At 32.7% G+C, this 16,649-nt stretch carries 9 protein-coding genes, 2 pseudogenes and 1 riboswitch; of the genes and pseudogenes, 7 read left to right on the top strand and 4 right to left on the bottom strand.

Annotated elements, in window-relative coordinates; translation table 11 throughout:
- Window positions 1-539: 539 nt before the first annotated feature.
- From JFT95_RS27720 to mgtA, 5 genes and pseudogenes are all read left to right on the top strand, one after another.
- Window positions 540-2,444 carry an S-layer homology domain-containing protein gene (locus JFT95_RS27720; RefSeq protein WP_201053852.1) on the top strand — a complete coding sequence of 635 codons (1,905 nt, stop codon included), beginning with the start codon at window positions 540-542 and terminating at the stop codon, window positions 2,442-2,444.
- A gap of 326 nt (window positions 2,445-2,770) precedes the next feature.
- A riboswitch (M-box (ykoK) riboswitch) is annotated at window positions 2,771-2,947 on the top strand.
- A gap of 211 nt (window positions 2,948-3,158) precedes the next feature.
- Window positions 3,159-4,487, top strand: a complete 1,329-nt coding sequence (mgtE, locus tag JFT95_RS27715; RefSeq protein WP_201053850.1) for a magnesium transporter — start codon at window positions 3,159-3,161, stop codon at window positions 4,485-4,487.
- An 89-nt stretch (window positions 4,488-4,576) separates the two neighbouring features.
- Window positions 4,577-5,657, top strand: a pseudogene (locus JFT95_RS27710) (FtsW/RodA/SpoVE family cell cycle protein); the annotation flags it as partial.
- A gap of 33 nt (window positions 5,658-5,690) precedes the next feature.
- Window positions 5,691-6,230, top strand: a complete 540-nt coding sequence (locus JFT95_RS27705; protein WP_201054006.1) for an undecaprenyl-diphosphatase — start codon at window positions 5,691-5,693, stop codon at window positions 6,228-6,230.
- 570 nt (window positions 6,231-6,800) lie between these two features.
- Complete coding sequence (gene mgtA, locus JFT95_RS27700) at window positions 6,801-9,494, top strand: magnesium-translocating P-type ATPase (RefSeq protein WP_201053848.1); 2,694 nt, start codon at window positions 6,801-6,803, stop codon at window positions 9,492-9,494.
- A gap of 212 nt (window positions 9,495-9,706) precedes the next feature.
- On the opposite strand, the gene JFT95_RS27695 is transcribed toward mgtA, so the two are convergent.
- The 3 genes from JFT95_RS27695 to JFT95_RS27685 are packed head-to-tail and all read right to left on the bottom strand — an operon-like array spanning window position 9,707 to window position 13,429.
- Window positions 9,707-10,834: a Ger(x)C family spore germination protein gene (locus JFT95_RS27695; RefSeq protein ID WP_002203957.1), complete on the bottom strand. Its 1,128-nt coding sequence runs from the start codon at window positions 10,832-10,834 to the stop codon at window positions 9,707-9,709.
- Window positions 10,831-11,934, bottom strand: a complete 1,104-nt coding sequence (locus JFT95_RS27690; protein ID WP_201038266.1) for a GerAB/ArcD/ProY family transporter — start codon at window positions 11,932-11,934, stop codon at window positions 10,831-10,833. The genes JFT95_RS27695 and JFT95_RS27690 overlap by 4 nt, the downstream gene beginning before the upstream one ends.
- The gene (locus tag JFT95_RS27685; protein WP_201053846.1) at window positions 11,921-13,429 is read right to left on the bottom strand and encodes a spore germination protein; all 1,509 of its coding nucleotides are present in this window, start codon (window positions 13,427-13,429) and stop codon (window positions 11,921-11,923) included. The genes JFT95_RS27690 and JFT95_RS27685 overlap by 14 nt, the downstream gene beginning before the upstream one ends.
- Before the next feature lie 177 nt (window positions 13,430-13,606).
- On the opposite strand from JFT95_RS27685, the pseudogene JFT95_RS30265 reads away from it, so the two are divergent.
- Window positions 13,607-13,714, top strand: a pseudogene (locus tag JFT95_RS30265) (DUF2306 domain-containing protein); the annotation flags it as partial.
- Window positions 13,715-14,258: 544 nt separating this feature from the next.
- On the opposite strand, the gene JFT95_RS27680 reads toward JFT95_RS30265, so the two are convergent.
- Entirely contained in the window at window positions 14,259-14,744 is a 486-nt protein-coding gene (locus tag JFT95_RS27680; RefSeq protein ID WP_201053844.1) for a transposase, read from the bottom strand.
- 675 nt (window positions 14,745-15,419) lie between these two features.
- Here JFT95_RS27680 and JFT95_RS27675 point away from each other — a divergent pair.
- A complete protein-coding gene (locus tag JFT95_RS27675) occupies window positions 15,420-16,619 on the top strand; it encodes an FAD/NAD(P)-binding oxidoreductase (protein ID WP_000849944.1) in 1,200 nt (399 codons plus the stop codon).
- Window positions 16,620-16,649 lie beyond the last annotated feature (30 nt).

The following is a 16,649-nucleotide window of genomic DNA, read 5'->3' as shown; positions in this document are numbered from 1 at the left end:
AAATAAATAAAATGATATAAATACTCAAATTTATTGTGCTGTCTTACTCTAAATATAGAAATATCTTTATACCAAAAATTATTATATTGAAATTTAAAAGAGGATGAACATGTCTATATAGAAGGGATCAGCAGCTTTTTTATAAGCGTCTCTTGATTAATTATTATGAGTATATAATTACTATAGATAAATATTTGAATTAAAATAACGGACATAATTTCCCCATATTCACTGCATAAAATTTTGTTAAACTCTGAAATTCAAGAGGTAAATTATTCTTTATCATTGTAGTTCTTTTTTTATACGCTACTCTAAAATGCGTGTAATTATTAGAAATATGATTATGGGAAGAGGAGGGAGAACTGTTATTAAAGATAATTTCCACTTTTATTTATATACAATAATACAGAAATGGTGGTTTTTAGTATAAAATTACAGAATATTGAAATTAATTTCATTTGTAAATTTGCTAAAACTATTTTAAAAAAGGAGGGGGATTTAACACAGCGTAATACGTGCATTGTGTGTTAAAAATTAATATGAATAAACGACTTTATAACGTCTTAGCAACGGTCATGGTACTTCAAATAGTAAACATAAACATTCCTACTACTTCGTTTGCAGATTCAGTAGAAAATGTAGTAACGGGAACTAAAATAACGTCTTCTGATATAGAAGCGATAAAGAGTATTGAAGATGATATGAGAGATGAGGATGGAAAAGGGGATAAAATAGATGAAAATGGTGAAATACAAGGAAACTTTATTGTAAATATCCAAAAACAAACTACTTTATATGATTCTCCTAATATACAATCTACTGTTACCAGTGAAATACCTAAACAAATAGCAACAGGAACAAAGAAGAATGGTGACTGGTATTTTGTTCAAACAAGCTCGGGAGAAGGTTGGATATATAATAGTAATCAAACCTTTATAGAAAGAAATATCTATACTTTACCAAGTGATTCAAGAAAAATAGTAATTAATGAGAAAACAGAAGTTTATTCATCTCCATTTGATGAATTTGAAGAAAATGGTAGTTTAGAACCCCAAACACTAGATGCTATAACACAGGCAGGAGATTGGTTTCAAATACAAACTAATGGTGAGATCAAATGGATAAAGTCGCCTTCTGTAAAATTTAAAGGGTCAAAGCCTTCACTTATTAAACAAAGAGCTGCTACTAGTAATATATATGGTGTACCATTTACAGAATGGATGGTTCCAAAAGGTAACGATAATATTCGTCCTGGATATGCGATGAATGCAAAGTATATTACAATTCATGAAACAGATAATGAGAGCCCAGGGGCAGGTGCAAAAAATCACGCACAATATTTATATAATCAAGCAACAGGGAATACAGATCGTGCTGCTTCGTGGCATTTTACAGTGGATGATAAAGAGATTTATCAACATCTACCTTTAGATGAGAACGGGTGGCATGCAGGTGATGGAACGAATGGAACTGGAAATAGACAATCCATTGCAATTGAAATTGCTGTAAATAGTGATGGGAATTATGATAAATCTGTGGATAACGCTCGTAAATTAACAGCATATTTGATGAGGGAGTTAGATATTACTATAGATCATGTGGTTAAACATCAAAATTGGAGCGGGAAAATTTGTCCATCAAAAATGATTAAAAGAGATGCTTGGAATGATTTTTTAGTTGGTACAAAAAACTATTATAACGCTAACAATAAAGATGATATTACCGGTGGTTGGTATGAAAAAGATATTCGTGAATTAGCATCGCAAGGGATTATGGTAGGAGATGGACAAGGTTCATATTGGCCGGATCGTCTTGTTACTCGAGCAGAATTTGCAACATTTATTACTAGAGCCTTAAAGTTGCCTGAGGGTACTTCAAAATTTACTGATCTTAATACGGCACACCCCTCATTAATAGATGGGATTAATCGTGCAGCAGCAGCTGGAATCATTAGTGGTAGAGGAGATAATATTTTTGCTCCAAATGACACAATTAAGCGTGATGAAGTGGTCATTATGATTGATCGAGCGTTACAATATAAAAATATTATTGGAAAGCTAGTAGACTTGCCTTTTACTGATCAGAACTTAGCGTATGATAAACAAGCTGTACAACGTGTTTATGGACTAGGGATTGTAAAAGGAAATGAAAAAAACGAATTTATGCCCAAAGGTACAGCCACTCGCGGAGAAGCCGCTGCCTTTCTGAATAGAATGCTACATGTATTAAATAATGATAACAATAATACAATAGGTGTTGTTACCATAACTGGTTCTGGAGTAAATCTGCGCAAGGGACCCGGGACGGCTTATGAAGTAATTCGGAAACTAAATAAAAATGAATCATATTCTGTATATAAGGAACAAAATGGATGGTTAAGTATTGATGATGATCAATGGGTATATTATGACCCGAGTTATATCCTTTTTACTAAAAATAAATAGTTACTAAAAGACTCGTGTAAAACAGAAAGTATTCTTGTTAGCAAGAATGCTTTCTACTTTTTTATATTTAAATTTTAAATATTGCGAGAGATTTATATAAGGAAATCTATAAATCATTTCATTTGTATAATAGTTTATAGTTTAGAAAATTTAGCGCATAAATTGTAAAGTTCGTTGTATAAATATAAATTAGTATACAGTTGTTTATATCTATGTTTTGGGAATGATTTGATATCAAAAAATGAAGAAATAAGTTTTATTATTACTTGACAAGTTCAAAAATAGTGGATATGCTTTAACACGAAACGAACAAAAAATTTAAAATATTTATAACCTGTTAGGTGAGGCTCCTATACAAACACAGGCTATTGCCCAAAAATATCGAAAGATGCCAATGGGTAGAACAGGAATTGTCGGATTAAGGCTCTTCTTAAGATAGCTAAGTGATGAATGATTCATCCTTTACGTTGTATAGTGCCAAAACTCAACTAGGGGGAATGAGCTTTATTTAGCTATGTCTTTTTTAAATCAACCTCCTTTAGTTGAATCACTAGGGGAGGTTTTTTATATGCAAAATTTTATTTGTAATAAATCTCTTATAAAAGGGGGGAAAACTAATGATTGATGATATTGATCCCATATTTATTAAGAAATTTGTTTGCCCAGAAGTGGGAAAATGATAACAAGTACCATTGTCCTTAAGGAGGAATTACGATGAAAAAATGTTTGCAACAATTATTAAAGACACAAGACATACACTTAGTGCGAGAGCTTATAAAAACTCAATCCTATGATATTGCAATGGAAATGAAAGATTTTCATCATAAAGATCAGATATCTTTAATGAAATATTTTCCAACTGAAAAAGGTGCGAAAATTCTTAGTTACCTTACTCCAGAGGAGCAATATAATATTTGTACCAATTTGCCTTTGGATAAAGGTGAAGAGCTATTAGCAAGGCAATCTATTGATGACCTTGTTGATGTAATTCTTTCAATTCATGCACTTCAGGCTAAAAAGCTGATACAACTTATGTCTGAAGAATCTCAACAAAGAATTAGAAGTCTGCTGGTTTTTCAATCTGGAACAGCGGGCAGTCTGATGACAATTGACTATATTGCCGCCAGGGAAAATTGGAAAGTGAAAGATACGCTGTCGCATATTAGAAAAATTGGGGCAGGGGTTGAATCAATTTCGTATATTTATGTTCTGGATACGCGTGGTCAGCTTAATGGAATTGTTTCTATTCGTGAATTATTGCTAGCCTCAGATGATAAGACTTTATCGTCAATAATGGCATCAGATGTTATTTCAGTTTCAGTGGACCTAGACCAGCAGGAAGCTGTACAAAAGCTAATGGATTATGATTTATCTGCTATACCTGTAACAACGATGGATAATCGGATGATAGGTATCATAACCTTTGATGATGCAATGGATGTTTTTGAAGAAGAAGCAACTGAAGATATTCAAAAATTAGGGGGGAGCACCCCATTAGATAAGCCATATTTCGAAACCTCTATTTGGCAAATATACCGTAAACGTATAGGTTGGTTATTACTTCTGTTTGTAGCGGAAGCGTATACTGGTTCTGTACTTCGACATTATGAAGAAACTTTGACTCATGTAGTTGCACTGGCTTTCTTTATTCCATTGTTAATTGGAACTGGTGGAAATACAGGCACACAGGTCGTAACTACATTGGTTCGTGCTGTAGCTCTAAATGAGGTGAAATTTAAAGATATATTTCGTGTTATGAAAAAAGAAGCATTAGTAGGTATTTTACTCGGGCTTACATTAGCCGTTGCGGCATTAATTCGTGCGTACACTTTAGGCGTAGGTACAGAAGTCGCACAAGTTGTAGCTATAACTGGATTATTCATTGTTATTTGGTCGTCTATTGTTTCATCTGTATTACCCTTGATTCTAAATAAGTTAAAGTTGGATCCAGCTGTTATTTCAGGTCCGTTCATTACGACATTAGTCGATGGGACGGGGTTAATTCTGTACTTTACCATTGCAAAAATGTTATTAGGCTTATAAAAAATTTATATTAAGTTTTTATACCTAGGTTCGTTCCCGTAAAGTTTGTAGACAAGATTGTGGGAAGCATGGAGAAAGAGAGAATAGAAATGAAAAAAGTATTCAAGTTACTGGATTATCCGTTGGTGTTTTCGCTTATCGTTACAATTATATTTGGAATTTTGATGATGTATAGTGTTAGCTCAATTGTTGCAGTAAAAAATTATGGTTATAGTGGTGATTTCTTTTTTCGCTCTCAATTAAATAAACTTTTTTTAGGAGTAATAGGGTTAATAATTTGTATAGGACTACCTTTTCATATATGGAAAAAACGCATAGTTTCCGTGTGTATTGTAATTGTAAGTATTGTATTACTATTTTTAGTTTTATGGAAAGGGAAAGTTGTTAATAATGCACAATCTTGGATATTTGGAATACAGCCTGCAGAACTTATTAAAATGGGTGTGATTATTGTACTAGCAGGTTTTTTTTTCAAAGCGTCAAGAGGTGCAAAAATCATATTGGCAAGGCAGTGGTAAAGTTATTTTGCTTTTAATGTTTACGTTCTTTTTGATATACAAACAACCCAATCTAGGTTCTGCATTATTAATTTCAGGAATAGGGGCAAGTATGTTTATATGTTCTGGAATAAACATTTTTATTTTAATGAAATGGATAGCTGTTACTTCAATTGTTTGGGTACCGACTTTATACTTTCTTTTTAGGTTTGGTTTATCTGATGTTCAAATGGCACGTATTACAACGGTGTTCAATCCATTTCTTGATGCAAAAGGGGATGGTTACCAACTTGTAAATTCATTTATTGCCATAGGATCTGGAAATAGTATTCAAAAGGAAGGTTTTTTACCTGAGCCTCATACTGATTTTATTATGTCAATTGTATCTGAGGAGCTTGGAATTATAGGGGTACTAATCATATTAACTGGTTTATTAACTATAGTACTTCGCTCTTTTAAGATTGTTCAAGAGTGTAAAAGTCAATTTGGAAGTCTAATATCAATAGAAATCGGGAGTATGATAGGTCTTCAATCTATTGCTAATTTAGGAGGTGTCACGGGAATGTTCCCTCTTACAGGCACCCCCCTTCCATTTATTAGTTTTGGTGGAAGTTCTTTAATGGCTAATTTAATAGCAATGGGACTGTTAATAAATATCTCAATTTTCAATAAAAAAACAGATAATATATTTGCTTATGGAGGAGAAATGTTAAATTTAATAAACAATCTAGATTATAATGGATTTCGGTATATAAATGAGCAGGTGAAAGGAAATGTATACATCGATTATTTAATGATTTTTTTTGCTGAATATGCTCAGTATATGTTCATACTATTATTTATGATTCTTTGGTTAAACAAAAAATATAAAAATAGAACCTGTGTAATTCAAGCTATTATAGCATGCTGTTTTGCTTTTGTGTTGAATAGAATTATTGGATTGTTTTTTTATAGAGAACGACCATTTGTTTCTCAGTTGAATATAAAACAACTTGTTGAGCATACCGCTAATGCTTCTTTTCCTAGTGATCATGCTACAAGTGCCTTCGCAATAGCTATAACTTTATGCTTATATGAAAAACGTTTAGGGAAAGCATTTTTATTGTTAGCTTTTTTAATTGCTTTTTCAAGGGTCTGGGTAGGAGTACATTATCCGCTGGATGTATTAATAGGAGCTGTTTTAGGATTTTTGTGGGCCTTCATAATCCATTATATAGTTAAAACTAACTTCAAAAATAATAAATAAAGCGTCTACACTATTATACTTGCGACAGACCACATTATATTCAAAAGTTTTGCTGCTAATAATAGGAAACTTATAAATAAAAATTACTTTTTACGGTGAGAATAATACTATTTAAGTGCAATTGCACTTCTAAATTTGATTAAAAATTCAGGGTGATTATAAAAATGTAGCTGTGAACTACTCGCCACTCAGCAAAGCTTGAAGTGGGAGCTTCTCAGTTCCACGACGAAAGTACCCTTTCGTCTCCCTGAGCGTTACTTCGGGGTGTTCCACCCCTAGATGTCCAACGCTTGGACGCTCTTTTGGTACGGTTGATATTTTACGCAGGAACCGAATGGCTTGGTTTTCGCACTCTATTTTCTTCCTGCAACCTCATATATCAAGTTATCAAAGAACTTCATATAGCTAGTTTATCAAAAGTTTTTGGCTATGCCAAACCGAAATTCATCTGCCACCTACCGTTGGGCTACGCCCTTCACACGCTTGAGGAAGGAGAATTCTTTCGGGGAATTCGTTAAAATTATATTTTGAAAAAACAGGGGGATTTTATTTAATGGGTAGGAGGTTAAGTTGTTGCGATCTAATAAAAAAAAATCTTTTTATAATCAGGAAGTACTAGGAAAAAATTATAAAATGCTAAGTGAAATTGCAAAAAGTGATGTTGAGTCGACGTTAGCTTTTTTTAAAACATCGTCTCATGGACTTTCTCAGGAAGAAGCTACTAAGCGGCTTGAAGTATATGGGGAAAATAAAGTGATTTATCAAAAAAGAATAAAATGGTATATAACATTATTTAATTCTTTTAGAAGTCCGTTTATTTCTCTTCTAATAATATTAGGGATGTTATCTTTTCTTACTAATGATATAAAGGGTACTATTATTGTAGGGATTATGGTGGCTGTAAGTGTGTTAATTCGGTTCATACAAGAAATTCGTTCTCAGAAGTCTATAGAAAAATTAAAAAATCTTGTATATGAAAAGGTAACTGTTCTGAGGGGGGGAGATGTTTTATATAAGGAAAATAAGAGGGCGGTATTAGAAGAAAGTGGAAAGGTACAAGTTGCTCTTGAGAATCTTGTACCAGGGGATATTATAGAATTATCTGCCGGGAATATTGTACCTGCAGATGTACGAATCATCTCATCGGAAAATTTACTTGTAAATCAATCATCACTAACAGGGGAAGCATTACCCATTGTTAAAACAAATCAGTATTTCCATATGTACAAAAAACGTAAAATTAGAAAAATCCAAAATTTGATCGAATTGGAAAATCTCTGTTTTATGGGAACTCATATTATAAGTGGTACCGCAAAAGCAATAGTTGTGGGTACTGGAACAGATACTTACTTTGGTTCAATAGCAAAGAATCAATTTAAACTGAACAAGAAATCTGATTCTAGATTCGATAAAGGGGTAAGCAAAGTTAGTTGGCTATTAATCAAATTTATGATTATCATGACACCTATTGTTATGATGATACATGGAGTTATAAATGGGAATTGGTATGAGGCATTTTTATTCGCTTTAGCTGTAGCGATTGGACTTACTCCAGAGATGCTTCCAATGATTGTAACCGCTAATTTGGCTAAAGGTTCTATTAATATGAGTAAAAAGAAGGTACTTGTAAAACAACTATCTTCTATCCATAATCTCGGAGCTATGGATATTCTCTGTACCGACAAGACAGGCACGTTGACAGAAGATAAAATGGACCTGGTACGTCATACAGATACAAATGGAGAAAAGTCGGATAAGGTTTTGAAATTAGCGTATTTAAATAGTTACTTTCATACAGCATATAAAAATGAAATTGATCTATCGGTTATGCGTTATGTAAGAGATTGTAGTGAATATGATATATCTCAATACTCAAAAATAGATGAATGCCCATTTGATTTTAATCGAAGACGAATTTCAGTTGTTGTAGAAACAAATGCTAACGAACGAATAATGCTATGTAAAGGTGCTGTTAGAGAAGTTATATCAATTTGTAGTTATATAAAAGAAAATAATAAGATAATTCCTATTACAGATGAAATCCAACGTAAAAATAAACACTTAATTGAACTCTGGCAGGAACGGGGGATGCGTGTTGTTGCAGTTGCATATAAGCAGTTGAAGAGTGATAAAGTGGGGAGTTACTCTATTGATGATGAATCAGATATGATACTTGTTGGATATGTTGGTTTTTCAAATCCACCCAAACAATCGGCTATGGCTGCACTTCATACTCTACAAAAGAAAGGGGTACAAGTGAAAATTTTAACTGGTGATAATGAGTCCGTGACAAGAAATGTATGTAGGAAAATGGGCTTGTATATAGGAGAACCAGTACTGGGTTATGAAATTGATAGTCTTCCTGATAAAGCATTAGTAAAACTTGCAAGTAAAACAAGTGTGTTCGCAAAATTAAATCCTAGTCAAAAATTTCGTATTATTAAGGCACTTCAAATGAATGGCCATACAGTTGGATTTATGGGGGATGGAATTAACGATGTGTTTGCTTTAAAACAGTCTGACGTTGGTGTATCTATCCATACAGCAGATGATATAGTTAAAGAGTGTTCAGATATTATACTTATAGAAAAGAATTTACATGTATTAGAAGATGCTATTGTGGAAGGGCGGACAACGTTTGGAAATATACTGAAGTATATTAAGATGACAGCAAGTTCAAATTTTGGAAATGTATTAAGTTTATTAATTGCTAGCGCATTTCTTCCTTTTCTTCCAATGTTACCAATTCAAATATTATGTCAAAACTTACTATATAATTTATCCCAACTTTCAATTCCATGGGATAAAGTAGATAATGAATTTTTAGTGAAACCAAGAAGTTGGGATACAAAAGATTTATTTCGTTTTATCATTTTTATTGGGCCGGTAAGTAGTGTTTTTGATATAATCATTTTTATTGTAATGTGGAATATATTTGGTGCAAATATTCCTGAAATGCAATCCTTATTTCAAACGGGTTGGTTCGTAGTAGGGTTACTAACACAATTATTAATTGTGCATATGATTCGTACTCAACATATTCCTTTTCTACAAAGTACGGCTGCTAGACCTGTTTTGATACTTACAGGTTTAGTTATGATTATAGGGATTTCCCTTCCATTTACCAGGTTAAGTACCCAAATTGGCTTAACTCCACTTCCGTTGTATTATTTCCCGTGGTTATTTGGAATTTTAACAATATATGCTCTAGTTACTGAAATTATAAAGAAAATATACATCAGGAAGTTTAATCGATGGCTTTAAAACTAAACCATTTTGTTGAAGTTCATTGTACGTTGAAAAGGCGGAGTCTCTTTGGAGACTTCGCCTTTTCGGTATATCATGAATTACAGGAATTACTAGTAGCCTCATAATATTTCCTCATATATTCATGCCTCTGTTTATCTCTTGAGAAACTTTGCACCTTCACACAAATTGAGGGGGAAGTTTTCTTGGCTAAAAATAATCTAGATAGTTTAATTCCTAATTGTTCCTGTATCTTTTATTTTAACATGTGTATTCACACGTATTTTAGCTTTTGAAAAAGCGCGCAACCAATCTTCTTTTACCTTTTTCCATTCTTTATATTGAAAAGCTCTAGCGTGTAACGATAAACCAATTGGATCAATTTTATTTCTCTGCATATCCTGTAACATGCCTTGTAATTTTTTATTGAACTCTTCCTGGATTTCATGTTCCAATCTACCTATATTCTTATTACCATGTAAACGAGTTTTAGTTAAGTTTCCGTTGGTTTTTTCAATTAAGGATACATTCATACTTACATCTATATTAAAAATAAATTTACCTTTTTGGAAATCAACACTAATTTTTCTCTTTGCATTTTGTACGAAAACAGACGTATTTGGCTTTTTATCAGATTTTTTTGGAGAAAGAACAAGGTGTAGTATCATCCGACCTGTATTTTTTGACTTATTAATAAGGTTGAAAAACTTCACATCGGTTTTAGGAATCTTCGTTAAGTACTTTCCTTGATGATTTAAAAATGCAATTCCTACCGTATCAATTTCATTATTTGTTTTCTTGATAATGGGAACAGTTTGCGTCATTCCCTGTTCATTTTTTTCTCTCATTAATTGTTGAATTGTAGAAGAGACGGATTGATTATTTTGAATTGAAGACTCGATTACACCATTTATATAAGATGGAAGTGATGGCTTATCAGGCCTATTAACTTTAAACATATCTTCTGCCGGTCCATCAACAAGCACCACTTTAGCATTGATGGTAGCGTAAGGATCACGGTAAGAGGAATCGAGCGCCTGTATCCAATTTTCTTCTTGTGCTAATTTATCCCCAATTAAAATAACTTCAGCTTTGGATGATGTCACATACCCTGTTAATTTCGTATCCATTTTGCTAAATCCATCATATATGGTTGACGCCTGAACCCAATGCTCTACAGTACTGCTTTGCTGTTTATGATGAAAGAGTGGTATGCTTGTGCCCACTTTTATGTTTCCATTAGAAGTACTATCTAAGCCGATTAAAAGGATTAAAGAAACTTTTTCAAGAGGAATTCTCTGACCACAACCAATTAAACATACACAACAGATTACAATCCATATCCATTTTCGAATCAAAGCTGTTTCCTCCTAGTAAACCAAGTAAAAACAATGCTGTAAGCGAAAAAGAAGATTGGTAATAGAATAAAGAAAATGATATTTAAGATATCCATAAGAGAATATATAAACAAATATTGATCCACATCGGGATTTAGAAAAACGAATAAGCCGACTATTAATACCATAAAACCAACCAGCACCCAATTGCGAACGGTTTTTTGAAATAAAATGGTCACAGATTCGAAACTGAAAAATAAATACGGATATATTGTAGTGGAAAATACAATCAAATAGTAAGCGATATATAAAATTTCTAATCGTTCTATGAAAGAAAAACGAACTCCTTTTAACAGATGAAATACTGGCCAAATTACTTCTTTTATCCCCTCCGGACTAAAGTATATATAAGAAAGAATAGTCACATATAGATAGAAAAACATGGTTCCAGTATTCGCTATTAGTATTCCTTTTATGGCTTTTTGTTTTTTTTGTAAGAACGGATAAATAAAATATGCAATTTCTAAGCCCGCATAAGGAGTAATGGTTTCTTTTGTTGCCTTTACAATAGGATATAAGCCATCTTTAAAAATAGGTAGTAGGTGTAAAGGATTGTAAATACTCTGTAATGAGAAAAGGAGAAAGATTGGCATCCAAGTAGTGAAGAAGAAAACAAGCATAGAGTAACTAGTAAGAGCCCTTATCCCACTCAGTGATAAAATAATAAAAGGTAATAGTAATAATATGGAAATTTGATAAGCAGGAGTGGAAGGGAATATCCACACTTTTACAATATCAGTTGCCTTTAATAAAGTATTAAAACCAGCAAAAAATAGATAAAAGGCATATAAAAGAAGAAAAATTGTCCCTAGCCATTTACCAAAGTATGCATTTAAGATCTGAGAGAAATTTTTGTTAGGATTTTTTTGTAACATTAATATAATAATTACGCCAATTATAGAAGTAATTATCCATCCCAGAATGATAGAAATCCAGCCGTCTGTACCAGCGGTAGTGGCAAGAGGGCTTGGCATAATTAACATACCTGATGCAAGTTGCAGTGAATGAATGAAAACAATATATTCGAATAAGGTTATACTTTGGAATTTAAGATTCCCCATGCGAACCACCTTCTTTTTTCTTTCTTTGTTTCGGCTGTCCCGTGCTCGAGCGGGTGGTGATCATAGAAATGGGAAATCTTACAAAAGAATCTTTTAACTCTTGGAGACGAAATGGTGCAATTGGCAATCCATATGGTGAACCATAGGAAGTTAATGAAACAAAATGAGCAAATAAGAGCATTAATCCACTAACAATACCTACAATTCCAAAAAAGTAGGCAAATAACATCATTGGAAAACGAATAAGCCGAATACAACTTGATAAATCATAATTAGAAACAACAAATGATGCAATGGCAGTAATAGATACGATAATAACCATAACATTACTCACAAGTCCTGCTTGAACAGCTGCTTGTCCAATTACAATACCTCCAACAATTCCAATTGTTTGTCCAATTGGTTGTGGTAGACGAATACCCGCTTCACGAAGCATTTCTAATGTAATTTCCATAATAAATGCTTCAAGTAAAGGCGAGAAAGGGACTTTAATTCTTGACGTTGCAATAGAAGTATATAGATCTAAAGGAATGATTTCAAAGTGGAATGAAACCATTGCAATATATATTGCGGGTAAAAATATAGCTATAATAAATCCTAAAAATCGTAATAAGCGAAAAGATGATGCAATCAGCCAATGTACATTATAATCATCGGGAGTCTGAAAAAATCCAATTAAATTCATTGGAACGATCATTGCACCAGGAGATCTATCAATTAACACTGCTACTTTACCATCAAGAATATGATTAGAAATAGCATCTGGGCGTTCACTTAAATAAGCCTGTGGAAAGGGAGTCCAATTTTGATCTTTTGTAAAGTTGGACAATTCTCCTATGCTCAATACTGTATCAGTTTTAATTTTACAGATTCTTGTCTCCACTTCCTGTACCACATCTTCGTTAGCTACATCGCCTAAGTAAAGTAAATATACAAAAGTAGTGGCCCGTTCTCCGATTGTCAATTTTTTGATTTTCAACTCAGTAGAAGGAATATATCTACGAATGAGACCTATGTTTTTAGTGGCATTCTCAATAAACCCATCATGTGAGCCTTTAATAGTAACTTCTGAAATGGGTTCTTGAATCGCTCTTTCTGCCCAGCCTTTTGTATTTATTAGAAGGGACCTCTTTTCTCCTTCCATAAACAGTACACATTGTCCCTCAAGTAATCCTTCTTTAATTTCATTCCACGTATATACTATTTTGGTATGAGTAGCAATAATATTAGAATTAAATATTTGACTGTCTTCATTCACTGCTTGTAATAATGGTGTAACAACATTTCCTTTTAATGCAACACCATCTGTAAGGCCTTCAAAATAATATAGTAAAATATTCGTGTTTGTTTTTAATTGTAATGGATGTTCAACTAAATCGGCACAAATATCAAAGATCTGTTCTAATGTATTCTTAATTTCTTGTAAATTATTTGTCTGGATAGTTTCAACAATGGTATTTTCCATGGTTTCTAAGTTCTTTTCATTTAAAGACATGATTTACACCTCTTTACGTATAACGGTCGTGTTTTTATTATTTTTATATAATCAAATTTTATTCATTGGGATAGCAACACATCGCTATCAACTTGAAATTTTGTGGCACCCCCAGAACGAAATTTTAAAGCCTTCTTGAAACAAAAAATTTCATTTTATCATTATTTTTGTGGTGACCTGTTTGCTTGGTTAGCGTGGGTGCCAAATTTAATTATTGCCGAATTATTTATAAGACAAATTCTTAATAAAGAGCAACAACAGAAAAATACTGATTTACATTTTTGATGTAAATCTGATGTGATATTGAGACCAGGACTCTTAGGTAATTCAATGATTTTCTATAAAAATACACCTAATACTAATCCAAGACTAATAATTATATGAACTGTACCCCGAATCATGGACACTTAAAAAAAGCCCCATGATTCGGTTTTTTTTGTATTTTTATCAAAAAACCGGAACCAACGATAGAAATGAGGTACGGAGAATGAGTAAGATTATTTTTAACGAAATTCAAATGAAACAGCTAGAAAAAAATAAAAATGCATTAAAAATGTCGGAATGTTAGATTAGCTATTGTTCAGATTTCAAAGTAAGAGCGGTAAAAGAAAATCAACAAGGAAAAGGTCCTATCCAAATCTTTTTAGAGAATGGGTTTAACTTAGCTGTGATTGGTGAGGAAGGCTTTTATACAGAACGCCGTGGGAAAGGAAGCACGTATTGCGTTTTTAGAAGCGGAATTGACATTCCTAAAAAAGTTAGACGAACTCGAAAGGCAGGCGTTACAGGTAAACGTAAAAAGACCGCCTATTACGGGCGGTCGCTTTTCTTAGGACATAAACAAAGGATGCGAAGTGCAACAAAAAATATAGGTAACAAAATTATAAGCGATAGCCTCTTCATAAAACAGGTATTGAATCATCGGCATGTCCCAATATGAAACTTTTAAAACTGCAACTGTATTTTCTCTCGATGTTTCATTTAGTGTTGTACCTATAACTTTTCTGTATACAGTAAATTCTCCGATATAAGCTGGATCATCAACATGACGGAACGGTGTGTCACCTTCAAGCTCAATGTCCGTAGATTTTATATTAGGATATGTATCTTTAATTTTTTCTTTTAATATAGCTAAATCACTTTTACTTATTTTTTGAGGTGCTCCCGTAGTGGCTTGTGCGTATACGTGTAATTTTATGTCATCTTTTTGGATAGCTGACCTACCTACTATTCTATTTGGAGAAAATATAAGTAATATCACATGCAAAATAAAAAAAATTACAAAGACTTTAGAGGATTTTTCTAACTTGTTCAATTATCATATCACCAATATATACTAATTATATTATAAGTTATATTAGGTTTTTTTAGTTAGACGTACCAAACTGTTTTTGTTGACTGAGACGAAATTGTTCTTCATACCAACTCACTTTTGCCGTGAGCTCCTCTATTTGAGCTTGAAGTGATTCAATTGTGGGTTGATTTGGATGTGAAAGTGTTGTTTTCATAGATAAATCCATTCGATAAAATTGTCCAAATTCCTTTTACATATATGATTTTTATAGAATGGTTCTCGCATGTACGGCTTGATGCCCTTGTTTTTGGTGACTAATTTTCTGTTTATACGGTATTCATAGATAATTAAGTAGTTCAAATTTAGTAAAGAAAAAGAATAAAACATATATGGATGCGGATTGAGTAACCCTATCGCTCTTTTCGAACAAGAAACCCCCATCGTCTTTAGAAATACAATGTAAGAGAGGTTCGATACAGTGCGACATTGAAACACATAAGTTTTTTGTGTTTTAAACGAAATATAGAAGTAATGTAAGGATTTCATGCATATAATAATGTTAATGGCTAAAATTAACAAAAAATTCATTTTAATCAGATAAAAATGACAAGATTTTAACTTACAATTATGTTAATGCGATTAAAAAAGGCTAATAACTATTTTTCATAACAGTTAAGTTTAGATAGGAAGAGGATAATGAAGACTAAAGATAGTTATAAAATCATTGTAATTGGTGCCGGGACTGCGGGACTGTCCTTTACTGCACATTTATTACGTAATGTATCCCTATTTAAAGAAAGTATAGCGATTATTGATCCATCTAAAAAACATTATTTTCAACCTCTGTGGAGTTTAGTGGGTGGTGGAATTGTTTCAAAGGAGTCTACGATGCGTGATCAAGAATCACTTGTTCCTAATGGTGCGATCTGGATTCCTAAACGTGTTGTTAAGTTGTTCCCATCTGAAAATAAGATTCTTTTAGATGATGAAACTATGCTTGAGTATGAAATTCTTATTGTAGCAGCCGGTATACAAATAAATTGGGGTGGTATTAAAGGGTTGAAAGAATCTATTGGGACTAATGGTGTTTGTAGTAACTATTCCTATAAATATGTTGATTCTACTTGGAGAGAAATTGAAAGATTTAAAGGAGGAAATGCTGTTTTTACCCACCCAAACACCCCTATTAAATGCGGTGGTGCCCCACAAAAAATTATGTACCTAGCCGAGGAGCATTTTTGTAATAGTGAAGTAAGAAAGAATAGCGAAGTTATGTTTTATTCTGCAAACCCTAACATATTTCAGGTTCCACGTTATGCAGATACACTAGATAAGGTGTTAAAAAGAAAGCAAATTATAACGAATTATAATAAAAATTTAGTAGAAATTATTGCCGAAAAGAGAGAAGCTATTTTTGAGGATACGCAAACACTAAAAAAAGAAAGTGTGTCATATAGCATGTTACATGTTGTTCCACCAATGGGACCGCCTAGTTTTATAAAAGATAGTGAAATAAGCGATCATCAAGGTTGGGTTGATATAGACCCTTATACTTTGCAGCATGTACGTTATAAAAATATTTTTGGACTAGGGGATTGTACAAATTTACCCACATCTAAAACTGGAGCGGCAATTCGAAAACAAGTACCTGTCTTAAAACAAAATATTATGGACGTACTGAATGGAAGAGATATGCAGGCTAAATATGATGGGTATACATCTTGTCCAATTGTTACAGGGTATAAAAGTCTTATACTAGCTGAATTTAACTATGAACATGAGCCTCAAGAAACGTTTCCGTTTAATCAAGCGGAAGAACGGTATAGCATGTTTTTGCTAAAAAGATATATGTTGCCATATATGTATTGGAATTTTATGTTGAAAGGAATTTTATAGAGGAAAGATAAAAAGTTGTTTTAAAATCTG

The organism is Bacillus sp. TH17, from assembly GCF_016651125.1.
Lineage (GTDB): Bacteria > Bacillota > Bacilli > Bacillales > Bacillaceae_G > Bacillus_A > Bacillus_A mycoides.
This window is presented reverse-complemented; position numbering and strand designations above follow the sequence as displayed.

What these genes read in the sequence shown, in the direction of transcription:
- JFT95_RS27720 (WP_201053852.1), top strand. Translation starts at nt 540, where the DNA reads ATGAATAAACGACTTTATAACGTCTTAGCAACGGTCATGGTACTTCAA.
- mgtE (WP_201053850.1), top strand. Translation starts at nt 3,159, where the DNA reads ATGAAAAAATGTTTGCAACAATTATTAAAGACACAAGACATACACTTA.
- JFT95_RS27705 (WP_201054006.1), top strand. Translation starts at nt 5,691, where the DNA reads ATGTTAAATTTAATAAACAATCTAGATTATAATGGATTTCGGTATATA.
- JFT95_RS27690 (WP_201038266.1), bottom strand. Translation starts at nt 11,934, where the DNA reads ATGGGGAATCTTAAATTCCAAAGTATAACCTTATTCGAATATATTGTT.
- JFT95_RS27685 (WP_201053846.1), bottom strand. Translation starts at nt 13,429, where the DNA reads ATGTCTTTAAATGAAAAGAACTTAGAAACCATGGAAAATACCATTGTT.
- JFT95_RS27675 (WP_000849944.1), top strand. Translation starts at nt 15,420, where the DNA reads ATGAAGACTAAAGATAGTTATAAAATCATTGTAATTGGTGCCGGGACT.